This window comes from Rahnella sp. RFA10(1/100) (assembly GCF_004195115.1).
GTDB lineage: Bacteria > Pseudomonadota > Gammaproteobacteria > Enterobacterales > Enterobacteriaceae > Rahnella > Rahnella perminowiae.
Genome location: NZ_SEWR01000002.1, coordinates 228,998 through 251,254, shown reverse-complemented (window position 1 = coordinate 251,254; position 22,257 = coordinate 228,998). Strand labels below are relative to the sequence as shown.

The 22,257-nt window shown below is 52.8% G+C and carries 15 protein-coding genes; 6 read left to right on the top strand and 9 right to left on the bottom strand.

Annotation, left to right across the window (positions count from 1 at the left end; genetic code table 11):
- The first annotated feature begins 20 nt into the window (after nt 1-20).
- Together rcsD and rcsB are read left to right on the top strand one after the other, a co-directional pair.
- Nucleotides 21-2,714: a phosphotransferase RcsD gene (gene rcsD, locus ETV65_RS07920; RefSeq protein WP_129952359.1), complete on the top strand. Its 2,694-nt coding sequence runs from the start codon at nt 21-23 to the stop codon at nt 2,712-2,714.
- A 4-nt stretch (nt 2,715-2,718) separates the two neighbouring features.
- Nucleotides 2,719-3,369 (top strand): response regulator transcription factor RcsB, encoded by a 651-nt coding sequence (gene rcsB, locus ETV65_RS07915; protein ID WP_013574620.1) that lies wholly within the window; start codon nt 2,719-2,721, stop codon nt 3,367-3,369.
- Nucleotides 3,370-3,450: 81 nt separating this feature from the next.
- Here the strand turns inward: rcsB and rcsC are convergent, their stop codons facing one another.
- A complete protein-coding gene (rcsC, locus tag ETV65_RS07910) occupies nt 3,451-6,306 on the bottom strand; it encodes a two-component system sensor histidine kinase RcsC (RefSeq protein ID WP_129952358.1) in 2,856 nt (951 codons plus the stop codon).
- A 176-nt stretch (nt 6,307-6,482) separates the two neighbouring features.
- Complete coding sequence (gyrA, locus tag ETV65_RS07905; RefSeq protein WP_129952357.1) at nt 6,483-9,134, bottom strand: DNA topoisomerase (ATP-hydrolyzing) subunit A; 2,652 nt, start codon at nt 9,132-9,134, stop codon at nt 6,483-6,485.
- A gap of 248 nt (nt 9,135-9,382) precedes the next feature.
- Here gyrA and ubiG point away from each other — a divergent pair, with 248 nt between their 5' ends.
- The 4 genes from ubiG (at nt 9,383) to yfaE (ending at nt 14,429) form a co-directional block, all read left to right on the top strand.
- Nucleotides 9,383-10,105: a bifunctional 2-polyprenyl-6-hydroxyphenol methylase/3-demethylubiquinol 3-O-methyltransferase UbiG gene (gene ubiG / locus ETV65_RS07900; RefSeq protein WP_129952356.1), complete on the top strand. Its 723-nt coding sequence runs from the start codon at nt 9,383-9,385 to the stop codon at nt 10,103-10,105.
- Nucleotides 10,106-10,682: 577 nt separating this feature from the next.
- Nucleotides 10,683-12,965 carry a class 1a ribonucleoside-diphosphate reductase subunit alpha gene (nrdA, locus tag ETV65_RS07895; protein WP_129952355.1) on the top strand — a complete coding sequence of 761 codons (2,283 nt, stop codon included), beginning with the start codon at nt 10,683-10,685 and terminating at the stop codon, nt 12,963-12,965.
- Between the two features lie 72 nt (nt 12,966-13,037).
- Nucleotides 13,038-14,168 carry a class Ia ribonucleoside-diphosphate reductase subunit beta gene (gene nrdB / locus ETV65_RS07890; RefSeq protein ID WP_129952354.1) on the top strand — a complete coding sequence of 377 codons (1,131 nt, stop codon included), beginning with the start codon at nt 13,038-13,040 and terminating at the stop codon, nt 14,166-14,168.
- Nucleotides 14,169-14,429, top strand: coding sequence for a class I ribonucleotide reductase maintenance protein YfaE (yfaE, locus tag ETV65_RS07885; RefSeq protein WP_129952353.1), 261 nt, complete (start codon nt 14,169-14,171; stop codon nt 14,427-14,429).
- 37 nt (nt 14,430-14,466) lie between these two features.
- Here yfaE and ETV65_RS07880 read toward each other — a convergent pair whose 3' ends face one another.
- From ETV65_RS07880 to menD, 7 genes are all read right to left on the bottom strand, one after another.
- The gene (locus ETV65_RS07880; protein WP_129952352.1) at nt 14,467-15,672 is read right to left on the bottom strand and encodes a nicotinamide mononucleotide deamidase-related protein YfaY; all 1,206 of its coding nucleotides are present in this window, start codon (nt 15,670-15,672) and stop codon (nt 14,467-14,469) included.
- A 126-nt stretch (nt 15,673-15,798) separates the two neighbouring features.
- The gene (locus ETV65_RS07875; protein ID WP_129952351.1) at nt 15,799-16,344 is read right to left on the bottom strand and encodes a YfaZ family outer membrane protein; all 546 of its coding nucleotides are present in this window, start codon (nt 16,342-16,344) and stop codon (nt 15,799-15,801) included.
- A gap of 221 nt (nt 16,345-16,565) precedes the next feature.
- Nucleotides 16,566-17,927 (bottom strand): o-succinylbenzoate--CoA ligase, encoded by a 1,362-nt coding sequence (gene menE, locus ETV65_RS07870; RefSeq protein ID WP_205951579.1) that lies wholly within the window; start codon nt 17,925-17,927, stop codon nt 16,566-16,568.
- A complete protein-coding gene (menC, locus tag ETV65_RS07865; protein WP_129952349.1) occupies nt 17,924-18,925 on the bottom strand; it encodes an o-succinylbenzoate synthase in 1,002 nt (333 codons plus the stop codon). Before menC ends, menE begins: the two co-directional genes overlap by 4 nt.
- Entirely contained in the window at nt 18,925-19,782 is an 858-nt protein-coding gene (gene menB, locus ETV65_RS07860) for a 1,4-dihydroxy-2-naphthoyl-CoA synthase (protein WP_129952348.1), read from the bottom strand. Before menB ends, menC begins: the two co-directional genes overlap by 1 nt.
- On the bottom strand, nt 19,769-20,566 hold the full coding sequence (menH, locus tag ETV65_RS07855; protein WP_129952778.1) for a 2-succinyl-6-hydroxy-2,4-cyclohexadiene-1-carboxylate synthase: 798 nt from the start codon (nt 20,564-20,566) through the stop codon (nt 19,769-19,771). The genes menB and menH overlap by 14 nt, the downstream gene beginning before the upstream one ends.
- Nucleotides 20,563-22,236: a 2-succinyl-5-enolpyruvyl-6-hydroxy-3-cyclohexene-1-carboxylic-acid synthase gene (gene menD, locus ETV65_RS07850; RefSeq protein ID WP_129952347.1), complete on the bottom strand. Its 1,674-nt coding sequence runs from the start codon at nt 22,234-22,236 to the stop codon at nt 20,563-20,565. The genes menH and menD overlap by 4 nt, the downstream gene beginning before the upstream one ends.
- Between the last annotated feature and the right edge of the window lie 21 nt (nt 22,237-22,257).

Genomic DNA, 22,257 nt, shown 5'->3' with positions numbered 1-22,257 from the left:
GAAGGGAAAAACTCATCATCATGGCTGGTAAATATTTATCGCTGACATCAACCAATATCACGCGATTCTTTTGGTTGTTCATTTTACTGCTGGCGCTGGGGCTTGGCCTTTACGGGTATAACTACACCAATGCTTATCTGAAAGACAAACTGCTCACGGTACAAAACACCGCAGATTTACTGCAAAAGCGCATCGATAAGTACCGCTACATGACCTACCAGATTTACGACAATTTCACGGGTCAGCCGATGTCTGCGGAGGCCGTCAATGCACAGGAAATCCGCCTGCGCCAGGACATGTATTTTGTTTCCAAATCTCACAAGAAAACCGATGCGCTGATTTTCGGTACTCATGACAGCTCCACCCTGGATTTAACCCTGAAAATTTCATCCTTCCTGGATGACCAGTGGGGTTCAACAACTCATCCTTATTCGCTCTATTACCTGAACGGTCAGGACAACAGTATGTTGCTGATCACCACAGTGCCGCTTGAGCAGCAGGATTCCCGCCTGAAAGAAAACTATTTCACCAGCACGCTGCAGTCACGCCGTGCCGAAATGTTACAGCAGGCAAACACCCTCGATGAGCGTGAAAGTTATTCTCCCCTGCGCAAATCGCGCCAGAGCAACGACTATTCTTTCTCCCTGCGCACCACCTTTAATAATCCGGGTCATCTGGCGACCGTGATTGCCTTCGATTTACCGATGAGTGATCTGATCCCTTCCGGCATGGCGAGGGATAATTTCCAGCTTAATGGCAACACCACGGCGGTAAATGAAGGTGATCCGACCGACGATAATACGGCAGCCAGCAGCATTATGATGCAGGGATGGTCGCTGGTGTTTGATGTGCCGCTGAGCAATTCACCGCTGTCACTGACCTACCATGTGCCGCTGTTTGGCCTGGTGGTTGATCTTGCACACAATAACTTCTGGCTGATCCTGATCAACGTGTTCCTGATCGGGCTGGCGATGATCAGCATCTATTTCATTCGCCACCAGTACATCCGCCCGAGCGAGAATATGGCGGCACAATTGCAAATGCAGCAGGCACTGAATCAGGAAATCATTTCGGGTCTGCCGCTGGGTTTGCTGGTGTATAACTTCAGCAATCACAGCGTGATCCTCAGCAATAAAATTGCCGACCAGTTATTGCCGCACCTGAGCCTGAACAAAATTGCCAATATGGCCGAACAGCATCACGGCACGATACAGGCGACCGTCAATAACGAAGTCTATGAAATCCGAATGATCCGCAGTCAGATATCGCCGGAAACTTACCTGTTTATGCTCCACGATCAGGATAAAGAAGTGATGGTGAACCGCACGCTGCAACAGGCCAAACGTGAGTTTGAGAAGAACCTGCAGGCACGCAAACTGATGCTGCATAACCTGGGCATTGAGCTGAATCAGCCCTTGCAGGAACTGAACGGGCTGGCCGTAGCTCTGGTGGAAGAACAGAAGCCGGAAACCCGTCAGACGCTGGAAGGCAAACTACTGAATGAATCGCGCAATGCGCTGACGCTGGTCGATAACATTACACTGCTGACCCGTCTGGAAACTCAGGACTGGCAACCGGCAAGTGATAGGTACGTGCTTTCAGCCATGGTAGACGAGTTGTTGCTTGAGGCCCTTCCCCGTCTGACTCAGAAAGGCCTCGGGTTACTGAATCATTTCCAGATAGCCCCTGAAGCGGCCTTTATCGGCGATATGCAGGCGGTGAAGAAAATTCTGTCTCTGTTGCTCGACTACGCCATCGTTACAACCTCACTGGGCAAGGTAACCCTGACCAGCGAACAGGACGAAGATCGCCCGGATCAGTTGATTTTCCACATAAACGATACGGGTAGCGGAATTTCCAAAGAAGAACTGAGTAATCTGAATTATCCTTTCCTTAGTCAGACGTTAGTCGATCGCTTTAACCACGGCTCCGGGCTAACATTCTTCCTGTGTAACCAGCTGTGCAAAAAACTGGGTGGCCAGCTGGAAATCCGCAGCAAGCTTAATATCGGCACACGCTATACTGTGCGTATAAAACAACGTCAGGAAGCGCAGGAAGTCGAAGCAGAACACGAAAAATTACTGACTGATGTGACGGTATTACTCGATATCACATCAGATGAAGTTCGCGGTATTGTGACCCGGACCATGAACGCCTACGGTGCGGTGTGCATCGTGGCTGACGACCGACTGGCCGCGCGGGAATATGATGTTTTACTGACAGATAACCCGCAAAACAGTGACCAATTTACCCTGCTGCTGACCGACGATGAGTCGGGATTACAGCAGCTTGAAAAGCATTATATTCGCGTCAATTACAACATCAGCAGTGCGCTGATCGACGCAACATTACTGTTAATCGAACAGCAATTTTCTGTATCCGATGACAGTGTTTCACCCGAAGAACCCGGCGAAAACTCTCTCGACCATTATGAAAAGCAGCTAAAATCAAGCGATTACTATCAGCTTTTCGTTGAGACAGTACCGGAAGATCTTGAGAAACTGTATAATGAAAACCAGCGCCGTGATTTCACATCACTTTCCCAAACAGCACATCGTCTCAAGGGGGTGTTCGCCATGCTGAACCTGACCCCAGGCAAGCAAATGTGTGAATCGTTAGAACAATACATCGCAGATGGCGATGTTTTACAGATTACTGAAACCATCAATCACATTGATTCTTTTGTCTCCAGACTGCTCCAGCAAGGTAGCTAATCACATGAATAATATGAACGTAATTATTGCTGATGACCATCCTATCGTCCTGTTTGGTATTCGTAAGTCCCTTGAACAAATTGAATGGGTGAATGTTGTAGGCGAGTTCGAAGACTCAACTGCACTGGTTAACAGCTTAAGCAAGCTTGATGCTCACGTACTGATCACTGACCTGTCCATGCCGGGCGATAAATTCGGCGACGGCATCACCTTGATCAAATACATCAAGCGTCATTACCCGCAGTTATCCATCATTGTTCTGACCATGAACAATAACCCGGCGATCCTGAGTTCTGTGCTGGATCTGGATATCGAAGGGATTGTCCTCAAGCAAGGCGCGCCCACCGACCTGCCGAAGGCACTGGCCGCATTGCAGAAAGGCAAAAAATTCACGCCGGACAGCGTGGCGAAATTGCTGGAAAAAATCAGCGCTAATGGTTACGGCGACAAACGTCTGTCTCCGAAGGAAAGCGAAGTTCTGCGTTTGTTTGCAGAAGGCTTCCTGGTCACTGAGATTGCCAAAAAGCTGAACCGCAGCATCAAAACCATCAGCAGCCAGAAGAAATCTGCGATGTTGAAACTGGGCGTGGAAAACGATATCGCCCTGCTGAACTATCTGTCTTCTGTCAGTTCCCAGCCGGTGGATAAAGACTGATATTTAAGAAGGTTACGTTACTTCAGTTGTAAAAAAGGCACCGGGCGGTGCCTTTTTATTGTCCACTTTCCGCCCGCAGGATTAGCGTTTCTTACGTACCAGCGCGCTGTAAAAACTGAGCGTATCACGCAGCGTCTCCAGCGTAACCGGTTTGGATAAACAGTTATCCATTCCCGCCTCAAGACAACGCTGACGCTGTTCCGCCAGCGCGTTCGCGGTAACGCCGATCACCGGTAAAGTGTGGCCAAGTTCGCGCAGTTTTGCCGTCAGCCCGTAACCGTCAAGACGCGGCATATTGACGTCGCTGAGCACAATATCAATTTCGTGTGCACGCATGGCATCCAGTGCGTCAATCCCGTCATTCGCCGTTATCACGACATATCCCATTGTGCCCAGCTGGTCCGCCAGAAGGCGACGGTTGATCGGATGATCATCCACGACCAGCAATGTGATATCGCTGTAATCCTGCGCCACAGCGGCTTCCGGCGCTGCACAGCCCTCTTCTTCCGGTGTCGTATCAAGGCGATAAATCCGGTTGAGCAGTGCGGTGATTTCCAGCGGGGTCGAGGTGCTGTGAACCCAGTAACCTGGCCGCGTTTCGACGGGCGGCCCGATATGGTCGATGGAGAATTCAATTTGTGCGGCCAGTTCGCCCTTATGGATCAGCGGCGTATCGGTGATCAAGACATCTTCCCGCTGGCTTTGCAGCTCCGGCTCGCAGCGCTGAACATTCGCGCCGTGATAGCGCATCAGTTGCATCAGGTAGCTTTCCAGATAAGCATTGCGCACATCCAGCCAGACCGTTTTGTCCTGCCAGTGATCCAGCGGTTCACCCGACGGGAATGTGGCATTGTAAAGCGGAATACGCACCGTGAACGAGCTGCCCAGTCCCGGTTCTGACTCTACCTCGATATCGCCATCCATCAGGTTAATCAGCTTTTCACAGATAGCCAGCCCCAGCCCGGTGCCCTGGAAATGACGCTGCACACCGGTCCCCACCTGGAAGAACGGATCAAACAGGCGCGTGATTTCCCGCTCAGGAATACCGACGCCGGTATCGCGCACCTGAAACTCAAGATAGTTACCGCAGGTTCTGACATTCAGAACGATGCATCCGGTATCGGTAAATTTAATCGCATTGTTAAGAATGTTGGAGATGACCTGTTGCAACCTTACCGGATCGCCATTGAACGACAGCGGCACGTTATGTTCGATAAAGCAGTAAAGCCCCAGACGCTTTTTAACCACCAGCGGCAGATAGTTACCGGCAATATGAGTGATCACTTCACGGCAGGAGAATTCCTGCGGCTCGATCTTCAGTTGCTCGGATTCAATTTTGGAGAAATCGAGAATATCGCTGATGATTTTCAGCAGCAGCGCCGACGAGTTATTCATCGCCGTCACCAGACGGTCCACCCCCTGAGGCAACCCTTGCGTTTGCAGTAAGTCCAGGTTGCCGATGATGCCGTAAAGCGGTGTGCGTAATTCATGGCTGACGGTCGCCAGGAACATCGATTTCGACTGGCTGGCCTGCTCGGCCGCATTGGCCATTTCCTGCAATGACTCTTCCATTTTCACGCGCGCACTGACGTCGATCAGCACACAAATCGCCACATCTTCATTACGGTAGCGTGAATGGACGAAACTCAGTTGAATATTGTTATTGTTCTTGGTAATGACATCGACAAAATTCGTCTGTTGATCGCAGATGATTCGGGTAATACGCTGCCGGTCTTCCTGAGTCAGCATACTGATGTAATTGTGCGCCAGTTCATTACTGAGGATGTTAACCCCATCGCTGATACGCAAAATGGAAATGCCGACCGGCGCTGAGGCCACGATTTTGTGATTGAACTGTTCATGTTCCTCAAGCCGGAATGCGTTTTCCTCGGCCGGTAAAAACATCTTGCGCTCAAACACCCAGGCCAGGATGAACAACAACAAACCGGAGAAAATATTCAATAACACAGCATTAAAAATCAGGATCTTAAACCGGTCAATCACTGTATTAAACGGCATTGAATACACCACACTCAGCGAGGACGGTGTCAGCGGTTTTTTATAAACCAAATCTTTGTAGCCATTGACATACCCGAAGAATGAACTGTCCTGCGGATAACCCTCCGGGGCGCTAGCGGAATGCTCGTCCTCGGAAATCTCCAGCAGAGGCTGATCGTCTTCATCGAGTAAGGTAACCGCAGTGTGCTGAGAATTCGGATTCAATAAATCTTCAGCCCGCAGATTTTGCTGAATCCCCATCAGCGCTTCGAGTTTATTGCCCACATAAATCGGGGTCAGCACATACAGATTTCCGGAATCTTTACTGCCGGACTGCGACACCCAGTACAGACTGTTTTCTTTAGCTTTGCTCTTCGCATTGCGATATTGCAGGATTTTTTCATGTAAGGATTTCAACTGTTCCTGGCTTTCGCGCTCGAACGGTTCATTGCTGATCCCAAAATCAACCAGACATAAATTCTCGCCGCTGATGAAGAACACACGATTGAGATCGTAGGCGTCGGAAAAGTTATCTTTCCAGTAATGGATCATGTTGCCCAACGAAGCCAGCGAATTACGGTAGCTGTCATTAATCCCGGAACAATCGGACTCAGGGAACAAGGCGAGATAAGTGGGCGCCGTGTTCTTCGTGCTGATAATGCCATTGATGATATCCAGCCCGTTCATCGACGCGCTCAGGCGATTCTCAGCCATGAACTTAATGCTGTGCATCACATCATTGGAGTTCTTAATGTAACTCTGCGCCAGATCGTAATTGAGGTTATCCTCATCGCGGATCTCGGACTCTTTGTTGTGGAAAATATTCAGCACATAAAAGGTGGTCAGCAGCACCCCCAGCGTCCACAACATAAGCGCCAGCACCCGGAAAAGATAACGGGAGATTCTTAACGTTGTGCGAAACGAAGCAAGATATTTCAAAGATTAACCATTAGCAAAGCGGCTCAGTGAGCGGAATGTGGATCAGGATACACTATTGCCAGACGTTCTAAAAAGCGCCTGATAATGCAGTTTAGGTGAAAGATTTGTTTTAAGACGAATTCAATAAAAAAGGGCATAACTATTGTTATGCCCTTTTGTCTGCCAGCTACGAAAACTTATTCTTCTTCGTCATCAGCCGGCTGATCGTCTTCACTTTCCGCGTCGTCTGGCAGATCGGCTGCTTGTGCCGCTTCCAGTTCGCCCGCTTCGGTGGCGACACCATCCAGTTCTTCGTCTTCAACCGGCTCTGCAACACGTTGTAAACCAACCACATGCTCATCATCGGCGGTACGGATAAGCGTCACACCCTGGGTGTTACGGCCGACAGTACTCACTTCAGAAACACGGGTTCGCACCAGCGTACCAGCGTCGGTGATCATCATGATCTGATCCGCTTCATCAACCTGGATCGCGCCAATAACCGGTCCGTTACGCTCGCTCACTTTGATGGAGATAACGCCCTGGGTTGCACGGGATTTAGTTGGGTATTCAGTCGATTCAGTACGTTTACCGAAACCGTTCTGCGTCACAGTCAGGATACAACCATCACCCCGCGGGATGATAAGCGAAACAACGCTGTCACCTTCGCCCAGACGGATACCGCGAACACCGGTCGCCGTACGGCCCATTGAGCGAACCGCTGCTTCGGAGAAGCGCACCACTTTACCGGCCGCAGAGAACAGCATGACTTCGTCCTGGCCGTCAGTCAGGTCCACACCGATCAGCTCATCACCTTCGTTAAGATTGATGGCGATGATGCCGGCGCTGCGTGGTCGGCTGAAATCGGTCAGGGCAGTTTTCTTCACTGTACCGCTGGCGGTTGCCATGAACACATGACGACCTTCCTCGTACTCGCGTACAGGCAGGATCGCCGTGATACGTTCGTTCGGTTCAAGCGGCAACAAGTTGACGATAGGACGACCGCGTGCACCGCGGCTGGCTTCCGGCAACTGATAGACTTTCATCCAATACAAACGTCCGCGGCTTGAGAACATCAGAATAGTGTCGTGGGTGTTAGCCACCAGCAGACGGTCAATGAAATCTTCTTCTTTGATGCGCGCTGCCGATTTACCTTTACCACCGCGACGCTGTGCTTCGTAATCGGTCAGAGGCTGGTATTTTACGTAGCCCTGATGCGACAGCGTCACCACAACGTCTTCCTGATTGATCAGGTCTTCGATGTTGATGTCAGAAGTGTTCGCCGTAATTTCAGTACGACGCGGATCATTGTACTGATCACGAATCGCTTCCAGTTCTTCACGAATGACTTCCATCAGACGGTCAGGGCTGGACAAGATGAACAGCAGCTCGCCGATTTGCACCAGCAGCTCTTTATATTCATCCAGCAGTTTTTCGTGCTCAAGGCCGGTCAGCTTCTGCAAACGCAGATCCAAAATGGCCTGGGCCTGTTGCTCCGTCAGGAAATATTTCCCGTCGTGAATACCAAATTGTGGCTCCAGCCATTCAGGACGGGCAGCATCGTCACCGGCGCTTGCCAGCATCGCTGAAACATTGCCCAGATCCCATGAACGCGCGACCAGGCCAGCCTTTGCTTCAGCCGGTGTCGGTGCAGCACGGATCAGTTCGATGATAGGATCAATGTTAGCCAGAGCGATCGCCAGTGCTTCAAGGATATGCGCACGGTCACGGGCTTTACGCAGTTCGAAAATAGTCCGGCGCGTGACGACTTCACGGCGGTGACGAACAAACGCAGAAAGGATTTCTTTCAGGCCGAGGATTTTCGGCTGACCCTGGTGCAATGCCACCATGTTGATACCGAAAGAAGTCTGCAGTTGTGTCAGTGAATACAGGTTGTTCAGAACCACTTCACCCACTGCATCACGTTTGATTTCAATGACGATGCGCATGCCGTCTTTATCAGACTCATCACGCAGTGCACTGATACCTTCGACGCGTTTTTCTTTCACCAGCTCGGCGATCTTTTCGATCAGACGGGCTTTGTTCACCTGATACGGGATCTCGTGAACAATGATGGTTTCGCGACCGGTTTTAGCATCGGCCTCTACTTCAGCACGGGCACGGATGTAAATTTTGCCACGGCCGGTCCGGTAGGCTTCTTCGATACCACGGCGACCGTTGATGATGGCCGCCGTCGGGAAATCTGGCCCCGGGATGTGCTCCATCAGCCCTTCAATGCTGATGTTTTCATCCTCAATATACGCCAGACAACCGTTGATCACTTCGGTGAGGTTATGTGGCGGAATATTGGTTGCCATACCGACAGCGATACCTGACGAGCCGTTAACCAGCAGGTTAGGGATACGGGTTGGCATAACAGAAGGAATTTGCTCTGTGCCGTCATAGTTTGGCACGAAATCGACAGTTTCTTTTTCTAAATCTGCCAGCAATTCGTGAGCAATTTTTGACATGCGGATTTCGGTATAACGCATGGCGGCTGCGGAGTCGCCATCCACTGACCCGAAGTTACCCTGCCCGTCCACCAGCATATAGCGAAGTGAGAAAGGCTGTGCCATACGCACGATTGTGTCATATACCGCAGTATCACCGTGTGGGTGATATTTACCGATAACGTCACCGACCACACGGGCCGATTTTTTATAGGCTTTATTCCAGTCGTTACCGAGGACATTCATTGCGAAAAGTACGCGGCGGTGCACCGGTTTCAAACCATCGCGCACATCTGGTAGCGCACGTCCGACAATAACGGACATCGCATAATCCAAATAAGAGTTTTTCAGCTCTTCTTCGATGTTAATCGGTGTGATTTCTCTGGCAAGGTCGCTCATGGAGCTGCTATCCCTCTACTGATTATTCATGGCCGCTGCCTGTATAGGCAAAGGTGTAAAACTATACCACAAACCAGCGAAACGTGGAAAACAACCGCCCCCTTTTGCGTACTATTACTCAACACGATTCAAACCCTTGCACAATCGGCATCATTTCGTATAAACATTAACCAGAACGACAAAACTGAGCCAAAGCAGATGGAATATGTATAATCCGCTAATCAAGTTATAAGGAGTTCATCACGCTCATGACAACCACACCGTCAGCAACACCCCAAAACATCGACCATGAAGAGATTGCCAAATTCGAGGCTGTTGCCTCGCGCTGGTGGGATCTGGAAGGTGAATTCAAACCGCTGCATCGCATCAATCCGCTGCGTCTGAATTATATTCTCGAACGCGCCGGTGGCCTGTTCGGGAAAAATGTTCTTGATGTCGGTTGCGGTGGCGGTATTTTGAGTGAAAGCATGGCGGTGGCAGGGGCGAAAGTCACCGGGCTGGATATGGGGGGCGAACCCTTACAGGTGGCACGTTTGCATGCGCTGGAAAGCGGCGTAAAAGTCGATTACGTACAGGAAACCGTTGAGGCACATGCCGATGCACATCCACAACAATACGATGTGGTGACCTGTATGGAAATGCTGGAGCACGTTCCTGATCCGGCTTCTGTTGTTGCCGCCTGTGCGCGTCTGGTGAAACCCGGCGGCCATGTATTTTTCTCCACGATCAACCGCAATAATAAAGCCTGGCTGATGGCGATTTTCGGCGCTGAGTATGTGCTGAAAATGGTGCCAAAAGGCACGCATGATATTAAAAAATTTATCAAACCGTCTGAGTTACTGGGGATGATTGACCGCACGTCCTTGTCCGAGCGCCACATCATTGGCCTGCACTACAATCCGCTGACCGACCATTTCAAGCTCGGTCCGAATGTGGATGTAAATTACATGATCCACACCCAGGCGTTATAAAATTCTACCGGTAAAAAGAGGACAGCTAATACTGTCCTCTGTCAGGTCAAGGCGCGTGTCAGCCAGTCTGCCGCTGTGCGGGCAACGTCAAACCCTCTGCGGTTGCAAGCCCTTTTTTCATCGGCTTTTGCTGAATTTGCGTTAAGCAACAGGTCATACCGGGGTTAAAACGTTAGTTTTTAGGGCTTTGGTGAATAGTGACGCCGCAACATGATTTTTTAGAATAGTTATTCAGATCAATATAGCGTTTTTTTCTAACGTTTAATAAACCGGCAGTCGATCACCTTTCGTAAAAATATAAGAAAATCGTATCTCAGATATTGACAGGATTGTCGCACCAGCAATGGCGGACTCCTCAGACGGGAGCGTAAAATTTCTCCCCAACTTATCCACAAATCTGCCGATTTTGTTCACTTGCAAAAGGGACATTCAGTCACTATCTTGTCATCAGAAAATAACAAACCCACAATATATTGTGTTTATATCCTGACCAGCACACTAGGGACCTCTTGTGCTGCCGCGCGTGTTTAACGCGGTCGGGTCAGACCTTTTATAAACCTTTAAGGTATCGCACCCCATGAACCAAAGTCTGCTTGTTACTAAACGTGATGGCCGCACAGAACGCATTAACCTTGATAAAATCCACCGTGTCATTGACTGGGCAGCGGAAGGTCTTCAAAACGTATCAGTTTCTCAAGTAGAGCTCCGTTCACACATCCAGTTCTATGACGGGATTAAAACCGCCGATATTCATGAAACCATCATCAAAGCTGCTGCTGATCTGATTTCTAAGGATGCACCGGATTATCAATATCTGGCGGCGCGACTGGCCATCTTCCATCTGCGTAAAAAAGCCTACGGCCAGTTTGAACCTCCAAAACTGATCGACCAGGTGACCCGCATGGTTGAAATGGGTAAATACGACAAACATCTGCTGGAAGACTACACGGCTGAAGAGTTCGAGCAGATGGACAGTTTTATTGACCACTGGCGCGACATGAATTTCTCTTACGCGGCGGTTAAGCAGCTGGAAGGGAAATATCTGGCGCAGAACCGTGTGACCGGCGATATCTACGAAAGCGCACAGTTCCTCTACATTCTGGTCGCGGCCTGCCTGTTCTCCGGCTATCCGCGCGAAACCCGTCTGGATTACATCAAACGTTTCTACGACGCGATTTCAACTTTCAAGATTTCTCTGCCTACGCCCATTATGTCCGGCGTGCGTACCCCGACCCGTCAGTTCAGCTCATGCGTTCTGATCGAATGTGGCGACAGTCTCGATTCCATTAACGCCACCTCCAGCGCCATCGTGAAATACGTTTCACAACGCGCCGGTATCGGCATTAACGCCGGTCGTATCCGTGCACTGGGCAGCCCGATCCGTGGCGGGGAAGCCTTCCACACCGGTTGTATCCCTTTCTACAAACATTTCCAGACTGCGGTGAAATCCTGTTCTCAGGGTGGCGTTCGCGGCGGTGCAGCCACCTTGTTCTACCCGATGTGGCATCTGGAAGTGGAAAGCCTGCTGGTACTGAAAAACAACCGTGGTGTTGAAGGCAACCGCGTCCGTCATATGGACTACGGTGTGCAGATCAACAAACTGATGTATCAGCGTCTGGTGAAAGGTGGCGACATTACCCTGTTCAGCCCGTCTGACGTGCCGGGCCTGTACGATGCATTCTTTGCCGATCAGGACGAGTTCGAACGCCTGTATGAGAAATACGAGCAGGACGCCAGCATCCGTAAACAGAAAGTGAAAGCAGTTGAACTGTTCTCCCTGATGATGCAGGAACGTGCCTCAACCGGCCGCATCTACATTCAGCATGTTGATCACTGCAACACCCACAGCCCGTTTGATCCGGCTATCGCGCCTGTTCGCCAGTCCAACCTCTGTCTGGAAATCGCGCTGCCAACCAAACCGCTGGATGACGTGAACGACGAAAACGGCGAAATCGCACTGTGTACGCTCTCTGCCTTTAACCTCGGTGCAATTGACAGCCTCGACGATCTGGAAGAACTGGCGGTACTGGCGGTTCGTGCGCTGGACGCCCTGCTCGATTATCAGGATTACCCGATTAAAGCCGCAAAACGCGGTGCGATGGGCCGTCGTACCCTGGGTATCGGCGTGATTAACTACGCGTATTATCTGGCAAAAAATGGCGTGCGTTATTCCGACGGCAGTGCCAACAACCTGACTCATAGAACGTTCGAAGCCATCCAGTATTACCTGCTGAAAGCTTCCAACGAGCTGGCGAAAGAACAAGGCGCATGCCAGTGGTTCAATGAAACCACTTATTCGCAAGGCATCATGCCTGTGGATACCTACAAGAAGGATCTGGATGCCATTTGCGATGAGCCGCTGCATCTGGACTGGGATACACTGCGCGAAAGCATTAAAACGCACGGCCTGCGTAACTCGACGCTGTCTGCGCTGATGCCGTCTGAGACCTCTTCGCAGATCTCCAACGCCACCAACGGCATCGAGCCACCGCGCGGCCATATCAGTATTAAAGCCTCGAAAGACGGCATTCTGCGTCAGGTTGTGCCTGAGTATGAGCGTCTCAAAGATCAGTATGAGCTGCTGTGGGATATGCCGAACAACGACGGTTATCTGCAACTGGTGGGCGTGATGCAGAAATTCATCGACCAGGCGATTTCTTCAAACACCAACTACGATCCGTCGCGCTTCCCGAACAGCAAAGTGCCGATGAAACAGTTGTTGAAAGACTTGCTGACCGCCTACAAATTTGGCGTGAAAACTCTGTACTATCAGAACACCCGTGACGGTGCCGATGATGTACAGGAAGACATGAAAGCCGAGGTGGCTGATGACTGTGAAAGCGGCGCCTGCAAAATCTAATCTTCTGTTTTAATTAAAAATATTATTCAAAACCCCCGTCAGGGGGTTTTTGCCGAGAATGTCGAGGAAGTTATGGCCTACAGTACTTTTTCCCAGAATAAAAACGATCAGCTTCTTGAGCCAATGTTCTTTGGCCAGTCGGTTAACGTTGCCCGTTTCGACCAACAGAAGCATGAAATTTTTGAAAAACTGATCGAAAAGCAACTGTCATTTTTCTGGCGTCCGGAAGAGATTGATGTTTCCCGTGACCGTATCGATTTCCAGGCGCTGCCGGAACATGAAAAGCACATCTTCCTGAGCAACCTGAAATACCAGACGCTGCTGGATTCCATTCAGGGCCGCAGCCCGAACGTCGCACTGCTACCGCTGATTTCCATTCCGGAACTGGAAACCTGGGTCGAGACCTGGGCGTTTTCAGAAACGATTCATTCACGGTCTTATACTCATATCATCCGTAATATCGTTAACGATCCGGCAATGGTATTTGACGATATCGTGACCAACGAAGAAATCCTCAAACGCGCGAAAGACATTTCCGGTTATTACGACACGCTGATTGAAATGACCAGCTACTACCATCTGCTGGGGGAAGGCACGCATCAGGTCAACGGCAAAACGGTCGTGGTTAATCTGCGTGAGCTGAAGAAGAAGCTCTACATCTGTCTGATGAGCGTTAACGCGCTGGAGGCGGTACGTTTCTACGTCAGTTTCGCCTGTTCATTTGCGTTCGCTGAACGTGAACTGATGGAAGGCAACGCGAAAATTATCAAGATGATCGCCCGCGACGAAGCGCTGCATCTGACCGGCACTCAGCACGCGCTGAACCTGCTGCGTTCAGGCCAGGACGATCCGGAAATGGCTGAAATTGCGCGGGAATGCCAGCAGGAATGCCACGACCTGTTTGTTCTGGCGGCACAACAGGAAAAAGACTGGGCAGAATACCTGTTCAAAGACGGTTCCATGATCGGCCTGAACAAAGACATTCTTTGCCAGTACGTCGAATACATCACCAATATCCGTATGCAGGCTGTCGGGCTGGATGCGCCGTTCAAAACCCGCTCGAACCCAATCCCGTGGATCAACGCCTGGCTGGTGTCCGATAACGTGCAAGTTGCGCCGCAGGAAGTGGAAGTCAGTTCGTATCTGGTCGGTCAGATCGACTCTGAAGTTAACGCCGATGACCTGAGTGATTTTGAGCTTTAAATGACCGACAGGATACTCACACTTTCAGCCAACGGACAGCAACTGGTCTGTAAAGCCGGGCACCGCAATTTGCTGGAAGTGTTTGAACATCATCAGGTTGAAGTGGAATACCAGTGCCGGGAAGGTTATTGCGGATCGTGCCGGATGAAGCTTATCAGCGGGGAAGTCACTTACAGTGAAAAACCTTTAGCCTTCATCTCAGACGGCGAAATTTTGTCGTGCTGCTGCATGCCGGTCGGGGATATTGAAGTCGAGTTTTAGTCCTTGCTCCTCCCCTTCGCAGGGGAGGAGCTAAAACTCAGACCTTAGCAACCCGATCCAGCCACGGGTAATCCGCCACCGGCTCCCAGCCATTCAGATAGCGCCGCAACATATCCATCGCCACCATCGCCATCGTCTCCTGCCGTAATGCCAGCCCGTGACGCGTCGCGGTATAACGGATCGTCAGGCCACGGGTGCCGGCCGGGGTATGCAGTGCCAGACTTAACTCTTCACCAGACAGCGCCCCGACAGCCAGCGCCAGTTGGGCACCGGTAGTTTCGGCCAGCGTCTGTGCGCGTGCCAGCAGGCATTCGAGGGATTTCTCCGGGGAAGCTTCGTTGTCCTGTGGCAATAATTCACCATTGGTCAGCGGGACTCCTGCACTTTGCAAACGCCAGTTCAACAGGCCACCGGTAAAACTTTCGCTGACCGCCAGACGTAAATCCTGTGCCAGCAGACGTTCAGCAAGACGATCCGGCAGGCTGCCCTGTCCTTCGAAAATAGTGCTTTCCCCGGCCACTTCCCGCACACGTTCGAATGCTTTGTGCATCGCGTTTTCCTGCGAACGCGGACCGGTCACTTTCAGTTCAATGATAGGCGATGACGAACGGTACCCCATCACCACGCCTTCGGGCAGTTCGAGTTTATCCAGTTCGGTGGCAAGATCACTTTCACCCCGTCCGAAGGTGGTCAGACGCAGACATAACGGGGCTTCCAGCGCCGGAAATTGTTTGTGCAGACGCGGAACGATTTGTTGTTCCACCATCACTTTAAATTCAGAGGGTACGCCAGGCGTAAAGAATATCTGGCAACGGTTAAGTCGCACACTGAAGCCGCAGGCAGTCCCGACCGGATTATCCAACAACTCGGCATTGGCGGGGATCTGGGCCTGTTTACGGTTGGATTCAGCCATCGGACGGCCGCGTTCCCTGAAGAACGCCTGCATGGTTTCAATCCAGCCGGCATCTTCTACCAACTCCACCCCACAGGCTTTAGCCGCCGCCAGCGCACTTAAATCATCGGTCGTTGGCCCCAGGCCGCCGTTCACGATAAGCACATCAGCGATGTGGCTACGTTCTTTGAGAACAGCAACCAGCGCATCCAGGCTGTCGCCCACCGTTTCACGGCTGGTCATCGGTAAACCTTGCTCAAACAGATAATTCGCCAGCCACGCCGAATTGGTATCTACAATCTGGCCATGCAGTACTTCATCACCCGTACTCAGCATCTCAACCCTAAGCATCCCGTTCTCCTTCTGTATTTTTTGTTATTCCACTGTAGAAAGGCTGGGCAAGAAAAACAATCTCTCTACGGCAGAAAACAAAAAGGCCCGCACGAATGCGAGCCTCAGATCTTGCTTCAGACAACATCAGAAATTCACTGCGCCGCCTACATAAGCACCATCTGCCACCACGTTATCGCGGTTGCCGTCTTTACCATCCATCGCCATGTAGCGGTAACCCACGCTCACAGTAACCAGCGGGATGGCGGTCAGACGCACGCCGGCGTTAGCTTCTTTGTAGTTGCCAATGCCGCTCGACAGTGAATCCGGAGAATAGTAGTAGTCACCGTACAGGGTGAACATTTTCGCGATTGGCAGTTGCAGACCACCGCCGACAGCCGCAGCATAACCTTCGTCACCGTCTTTCGGATTGGTATACAGACCTTTACCGCCAACCGTTGCCATGAACGGGCCGAGCGGAATGTTGTATCCCAGCCCTACACCTGCCACGTCGCCGTCATCGTCGTTATGCGTCCAGTCACCGCTCAGTGCCAGGCCCGGAGACGTGGTGCCAAAGCCCACACCCAGATGCGTGTAATGTTCACCGACTTCACCATTTACACTGATCGCGTTCGCGGCAGCAGCCGCGAACATCAAACTGGCAGCGGCGCCAGCGACAAGGATCTTTTTCATTATTTTTCCCAAATAATTGCTAAACAACATTAAATCTTCCGCCCGAAGTCTAAAGCAATTTACTCTGTTGTCACAACGTTTTGGATCTTTTAAACGTTCAGTCAAGCCGGGAAAATTGTAAGGAACATCGTTTTCATTAATGAAACGAAGCTTTCCCGTTGAAATGATAACCCCCGCCTATTTACCCCTGATTAATATCAGGTTTATTTCAGTACTCTGTATTACGCAAGCCTTTCTATCCATCGCCGGACGCTGGCCCGCGAGATTTTAATCCCGCCCTGCGACAGGGCTACGGGCAGCGGATAATAGGCCACCGGCCACTGGAAGCGCGGGATCTTATTGCTCAGCCAGAGGTTAAGTTCCTCATACCGCAGCCCGGCTTGTGCGTCGAGCACAGCGACCGGCCGCTGACCAAATTGCTCATCCTCCACCGGCACAACAAACGCCTGCAAAACCTGCGGATGGCTGACCAGCACTTTTTCGATATCTTCAGGCTGGATCCCTTCCCCGCCGCTGAAAAACAGATTATCCAGCCGCCCGGCGATCAGCAGTTCGCCATCACGCCATTCTCCGCGGTCACGGGTATGCAACCAGCCACCGGCGTCGGCTACCGGCGATAACTGACCGTTTTTCCAGTAACCACTGGCCAGGCTGTCAGTGCGGATCAGGATCTCCTGATCCGCAATTTTAACTTCCTTTCCCGCCAGTGCCTGACCGACACCGGCGCGGCCATCAGCGCGTTTCGCCGTGACGGTAGACGCGGTTTCGGTCAGCCCGTAGCCGCACCAGCAGCGTATTCCCGCGCTTTCAGCCTGTCCGGTGAGTTCAGGAGGAATTTGCGCGCCGCCAAGCAAAACGTCTTTCAGCTTTTCAGGCACCGCAGTCCCTTGCAGCAAGCGCCAGAGCTGCGTGGGTACCAGCGAAGCGTGGCTGCAGCTGGCCAGGGCCAGTTCAAACGGCTGCCCTTCAGTCAGCACCAGCGTGGCGCCCGCCGTCAGCCAGCGCCAGAGAATGCCCTGCCCGGAAACATGAAACAGCGGCAGGGAAAGCAGCCAGCTGTCGTTGCAGGTGAAAGGGATCACCTTCAGCACACCCGCCGCACTGGCCAGGTGTGCGGCAACCGTGTGCGCGGCAGCTTTCGGTAACCCGCTGGAACCTGATGTCAGCGTCAGTGTGGCGATGCGCTGCGGTTGCCATCCGGCAGAACTGATCCAGCAGGCATTCTGCAGGGTCAGCGCGGGGATATTCAGCAGCAGCCCCGGCTCTGCCAGATCCAGCATAAAAGCGATATCAAGCTGTGAAAGCAGTTCGTCACATAATGCCTGAGGCAGTTGCGGATTAAGCGGCAACAGGCGTGCGCCAGTTTGTAATAACGCCAGATAGCTGAGTACAGCATCCAGGGTATTTTTACTGCGCAGAACAACACCCGCACCTTCTCCCACGCCCTGTGCCATAAAACCGGCTGCCAGCGTATCAATACGGTGCTGTAAATCACGCCAGCACCAGGTGATATCTCCCGCTTTCAGCGCCACGGCAAAAGGTGAAAGGTTTGCCCTTTCACGCCATGGCCAGTCGTTGATCATTTGCTCTGCCACACAATCTCCAGATCAGACTCGTCAGTCAGCGGTAATGCAGAGCCCGGCCAGCGACGGATAAGCTGCGTGTGCATGAGATCCAGCGTGTCCAGTCCGGGAATGGTGTCCGGCGTCAGCCACTGGGCAATGCGCGCCAGTTGCGTCAACCCGAGGCTGGATTCGAGGGAGGAACTGATCACTGCTTCCAGCCCTGCGGCATGCGCCTGCGCGATCAACTGGCGACAGCGCATCAGGCTGCCGGTAAGTGTAGGTTTGATGATAATTGCCGCCAGCCCGGGTTCGGCCTGCACGGTAAAACCGGTTTCGCGCACACTTTCATCCCAGGCGATCGCGATACCGGTCAGACGGGCGAAATCACGGGACTGCCCGCGGGTCAGACACGGCTCTTCAATAAACGCAATACGCGAACGCAGTTCAGGCGCCACATGGCGGGCAAATCCTTCGGCTTTAACCGGCGTCCAGCTGCGGTTAGCATCAAGGCGTAAATGCAGTTCCGGTAAGGCTTCCAGCAGCATACTGACATTCAGACCATCGCCGACGGATTCGTACAACCCCACCTTTACTTTCGCAACTTTCCTGCCACGAAAATCGCCCGGCAGTGCACCGAGACGGGCATAAAGTTCATTCGGATCACCATGACACAGCGGCGCACAGCGCGTGCTCAGTACTTCCGGCAATTCGCCGCGCAGTTCGGCATCCGCGCAACTTAGCCCAAATGCCACCGAAGGCAAGGCGCTGAAGGCCGAGGCAACTGCCGGGAGCGACGCACCTTGCACCCACTGGCTCAGACCATGCTGAACGGCATCCTGCGCCTGAGACATATCTTCCAGACTGAACCCCGGCAGCGGTGCAATTTCACCCCAGCCTGTTTTTTCATCCTGCCACAGTGACACGAGAAAACCGTCGCGGGTTTTCAGGCGCTGATTGCGCAGCACCACCCCAGCCTCCATCGGCACGCTGTACCGGTACACCGTGGCGCGACGCATTATGGATTACGCTTAAATTTGCTGAAGTCCGGCTGACGTTTTTCATTAAACGCGTTGCGGCCTTCCTGACCTTCATCGGTCATGTAGAACAACATCGTGGCGTTCCCGGCCAGTTCCTGAAGCCCCGCCTGACCATCGCAATCGGCGTTCAGTGCGGCTTTCAGGCAACGCAGTGCCATCGGACTGTTTTCCAGCATTTCACGACACCAGCGCACGGTTTCTTTTTCCAGATCAGCCAGAGGAACCACGGTGTTAACCAGCCCCATTTCCAGTGCCGCGTTGGCATCGTACTGGCGGCACAGGAACCATATTTCACGGGCCTTTTTCTGACCGACGATACGCGCCATATAGGACGCGCCCCAGCCGCCATCGAAAGAGCCGACTTTCGGGCCGGTCTGGCCGAAGATGGCGTTATCTGCTGCGATGGTCAGGTCGCACATCATATGCAGTACATGACCGCCGCCAATGGAATAACCGGCTACCATCGCGACCACAGGTTTCGGACAAGTGCGGATCTGACGCTGGAAATCCAGCACGTTAAGATGATGCACACCGCTGGCATCCTGATAACCGCCGTAATCGCCACGGACTTTCTGATCGCCCCCCGCGCAGAAGGCTTTTTCACCTTCACCGGTCAGCACGATCACACCGATGCCTTCGTCATTACGGGCGTCGTCGAGTGCACGGATCATTTCTTTGACGGTCAGCGGACGAAACGCGTTGCGAACCTGCGGCCGGTTGATGGTGATTTTAGCGATGCCGTCAGTGGATTTGTGATAACGGATATCTTCAAACTCGCCGGTGCACTCACGCCATTCGACAGGTGCATATAATTGTTTTTCATCAGGATAAATCATGCTTAACTTCCTTTAAGACAGGTGAAGTAATAAATTCCAGCGCCTGACGGGCATATTCGGCCGGATTATCACGGTGTGCGTTATGCCCGGCATTGGCGACAGTGCGCAGCCCGAAACCGGACTGCTGCGCAAGATGAATAAATTTGATGTCCTGGTTGCCACACAGCCAGACAACCGGCAGGGAAATCCGCAGCAATTGTTCGCGTAAATCAGGTTGTACCGAAAGCGACGTAGCGGTCAGCACGGCGGCGACAGTGTGCGGATTATTGTTCTCACGCAACATAATCATTTGCTGGCGTTGCGAACGGGACAGGCTGGAAAACACCGGTTGCTGATACCAGATGTCCAGCGCCTGTTTCCACGGCATTTGCAAAAAGCGAGCCGCCCATTGCTGGTCATGATGGCGGCGTTGTGCCCTTTCGGCCTGACAGGTCAGCCCCGGATGTGCGCCTTCGACCAGCAGGCCCTGTAAACCGGTACGATCGCCCTGGCAGGCGTGATACAGACTGATGCGCCCGCCCAGCGAGTAGCCAATCAGCCAATACGCGGCGACGTTTTTCACACGCAAGGTGTCGGTTAACTGCTGGCTGACATCCGCAAAACCGGCAGCCGTCAGCGACGCAGAACGGCCATGTCCCGGCAAATCCACAAACAGACAAGGCCAGCCACCAAGCGCAGGAAGCAAGGGCTGCCAGTCGTCTGCACTGCCCAGCAGGCCATGGAGAAACACCAGCCACGGACGGTCTGTGACCCCGGCGTTGAGAACCTGACAGGCCAGCGTCATGATGCGCTCATCTCCTGTACCAGCGAACGCAGGCATTCTGCCCCTTCTGTTTCACTGACTTTTAGCTCGATCAGTTTCACGCCCCCATGCTGCCAGCATTGACTGACTGCATGATGCAGCTCAGACATCGACACCGGACAGGCATAATCCAGACCAAACATTGCCGCTGCGTGGCTGAAACTCACATTCTGCGGCATACAGTAAAAGCGCTGCCGCTCGGCTTCCGGTGTCGGTAACAACGAGAAAATCTGCCCGCCATTGTTATTCACCACAATAATCACCGTCGGTGCAGAACACTGACGCATCAGCGCCAGCGCGTTTAAATCATAAAGCGCGGAGATATCACCCAGCAGCACCAGCGTCGGTTTGCAGGTTGCGCGCTGTACGCCCGCAGCGGTCGACAGCAGCCCGTCAATACCGCTTGCGCCGCGATTGGCGAAAACAGGATAACCGGCGGGAAGTTGAGCAAAGGCATCGGCCAGACGCACAATCAGGCTGTTGCCGAGAAATAGCTGGCCCTGCTCAGGTAATAAAGCCGGTAGCTGCCACGCAGCGGCGGCCTCGCCAAATACACCTTCGAGACGGGTTTCCACGGCATGTAACGCGCGCTGCGAGCAATGTTCAAGGGCTTGGGCCCAGTCACCCTGAGGCTGAGCCGGATGAGACTGCAACCATTCACTGACGCTGGCCTGTATCCGACGACCACGATGTTGTGCCGGATCCTGACGGCCAGACAGCGGATCAATCAGCCAGTACTCATCAGGTTGGCAGGCCGCCTGCCATTGCAGCAGGCGCTTACCGGTCAGACCTGCGCCGAACTGGATCACCAGTTGAGCATGCGCCAGTATTGCCTGTGCCTGAGGTGACGCCAGCCACAAATCCGCGCAAGGGAGCGGATTACCGGTTGATGCCTGCACATCACTGATCAACGGCCAGCCCAGTTGCTCCGCCCAGTGTGCCACCCGTTCACTTTCACGTCCCGAAAGGCGGCCTGCGATAATGACGCCGCGTTTTTGCCGCCATGAAAACCAGTCCGGCTGTTCGGTCACCGGCAAAACCTGAGAATACTTCAGCCACGGCTGTTGTCCCTGCCACCAGTCGCCCAGCGTTTGCAGCCAGTCCAGATGTTCGCCATTGTCCTCGCCATACAGCGGTTCAGCGAACGGGCAGTTAATGTGCACGGCACCGTGTGTCTGCTGCGCCAGCACATTATCCAGCGCGGAAACCAGCCAGCTCGCACTGATTTCCGGTGTCGGACGGGGTAATTCCAGCGACCCGACCGGATGACTGGCGAACATACCGGTCTGGCGGATAGCCTGATTAGCACCGCAACCGATGAGTTCCGGGGGACGGTCAGCGGTGAGCAATACCAGTTTTTCGCCGGTCAGCCCGGCTTCGATCAACGCAGGATATAAATTTGCCACCGCCGTACCGGAGGTAACGATAATCGCCACGCGCTGCCCGCTGGCTTTTGCCAGCCCGAGTGCCAGATGGCCGAGGCCGCGTTCATCAAAATGAGTATGGCAGATAAGATGCGGATGTGCGGCGGCGGCCAGCGTTAACGGCGTAGACCGGGAACCGGGTGCGATGCACACATGCTGCACCTGATGGCGGGTTACGGCTTCGAGGATAAGCGTCGCCCAACGGCGGTTAAAAACGGCTACAGACATGTTCAACTCACTCCGGCAAAG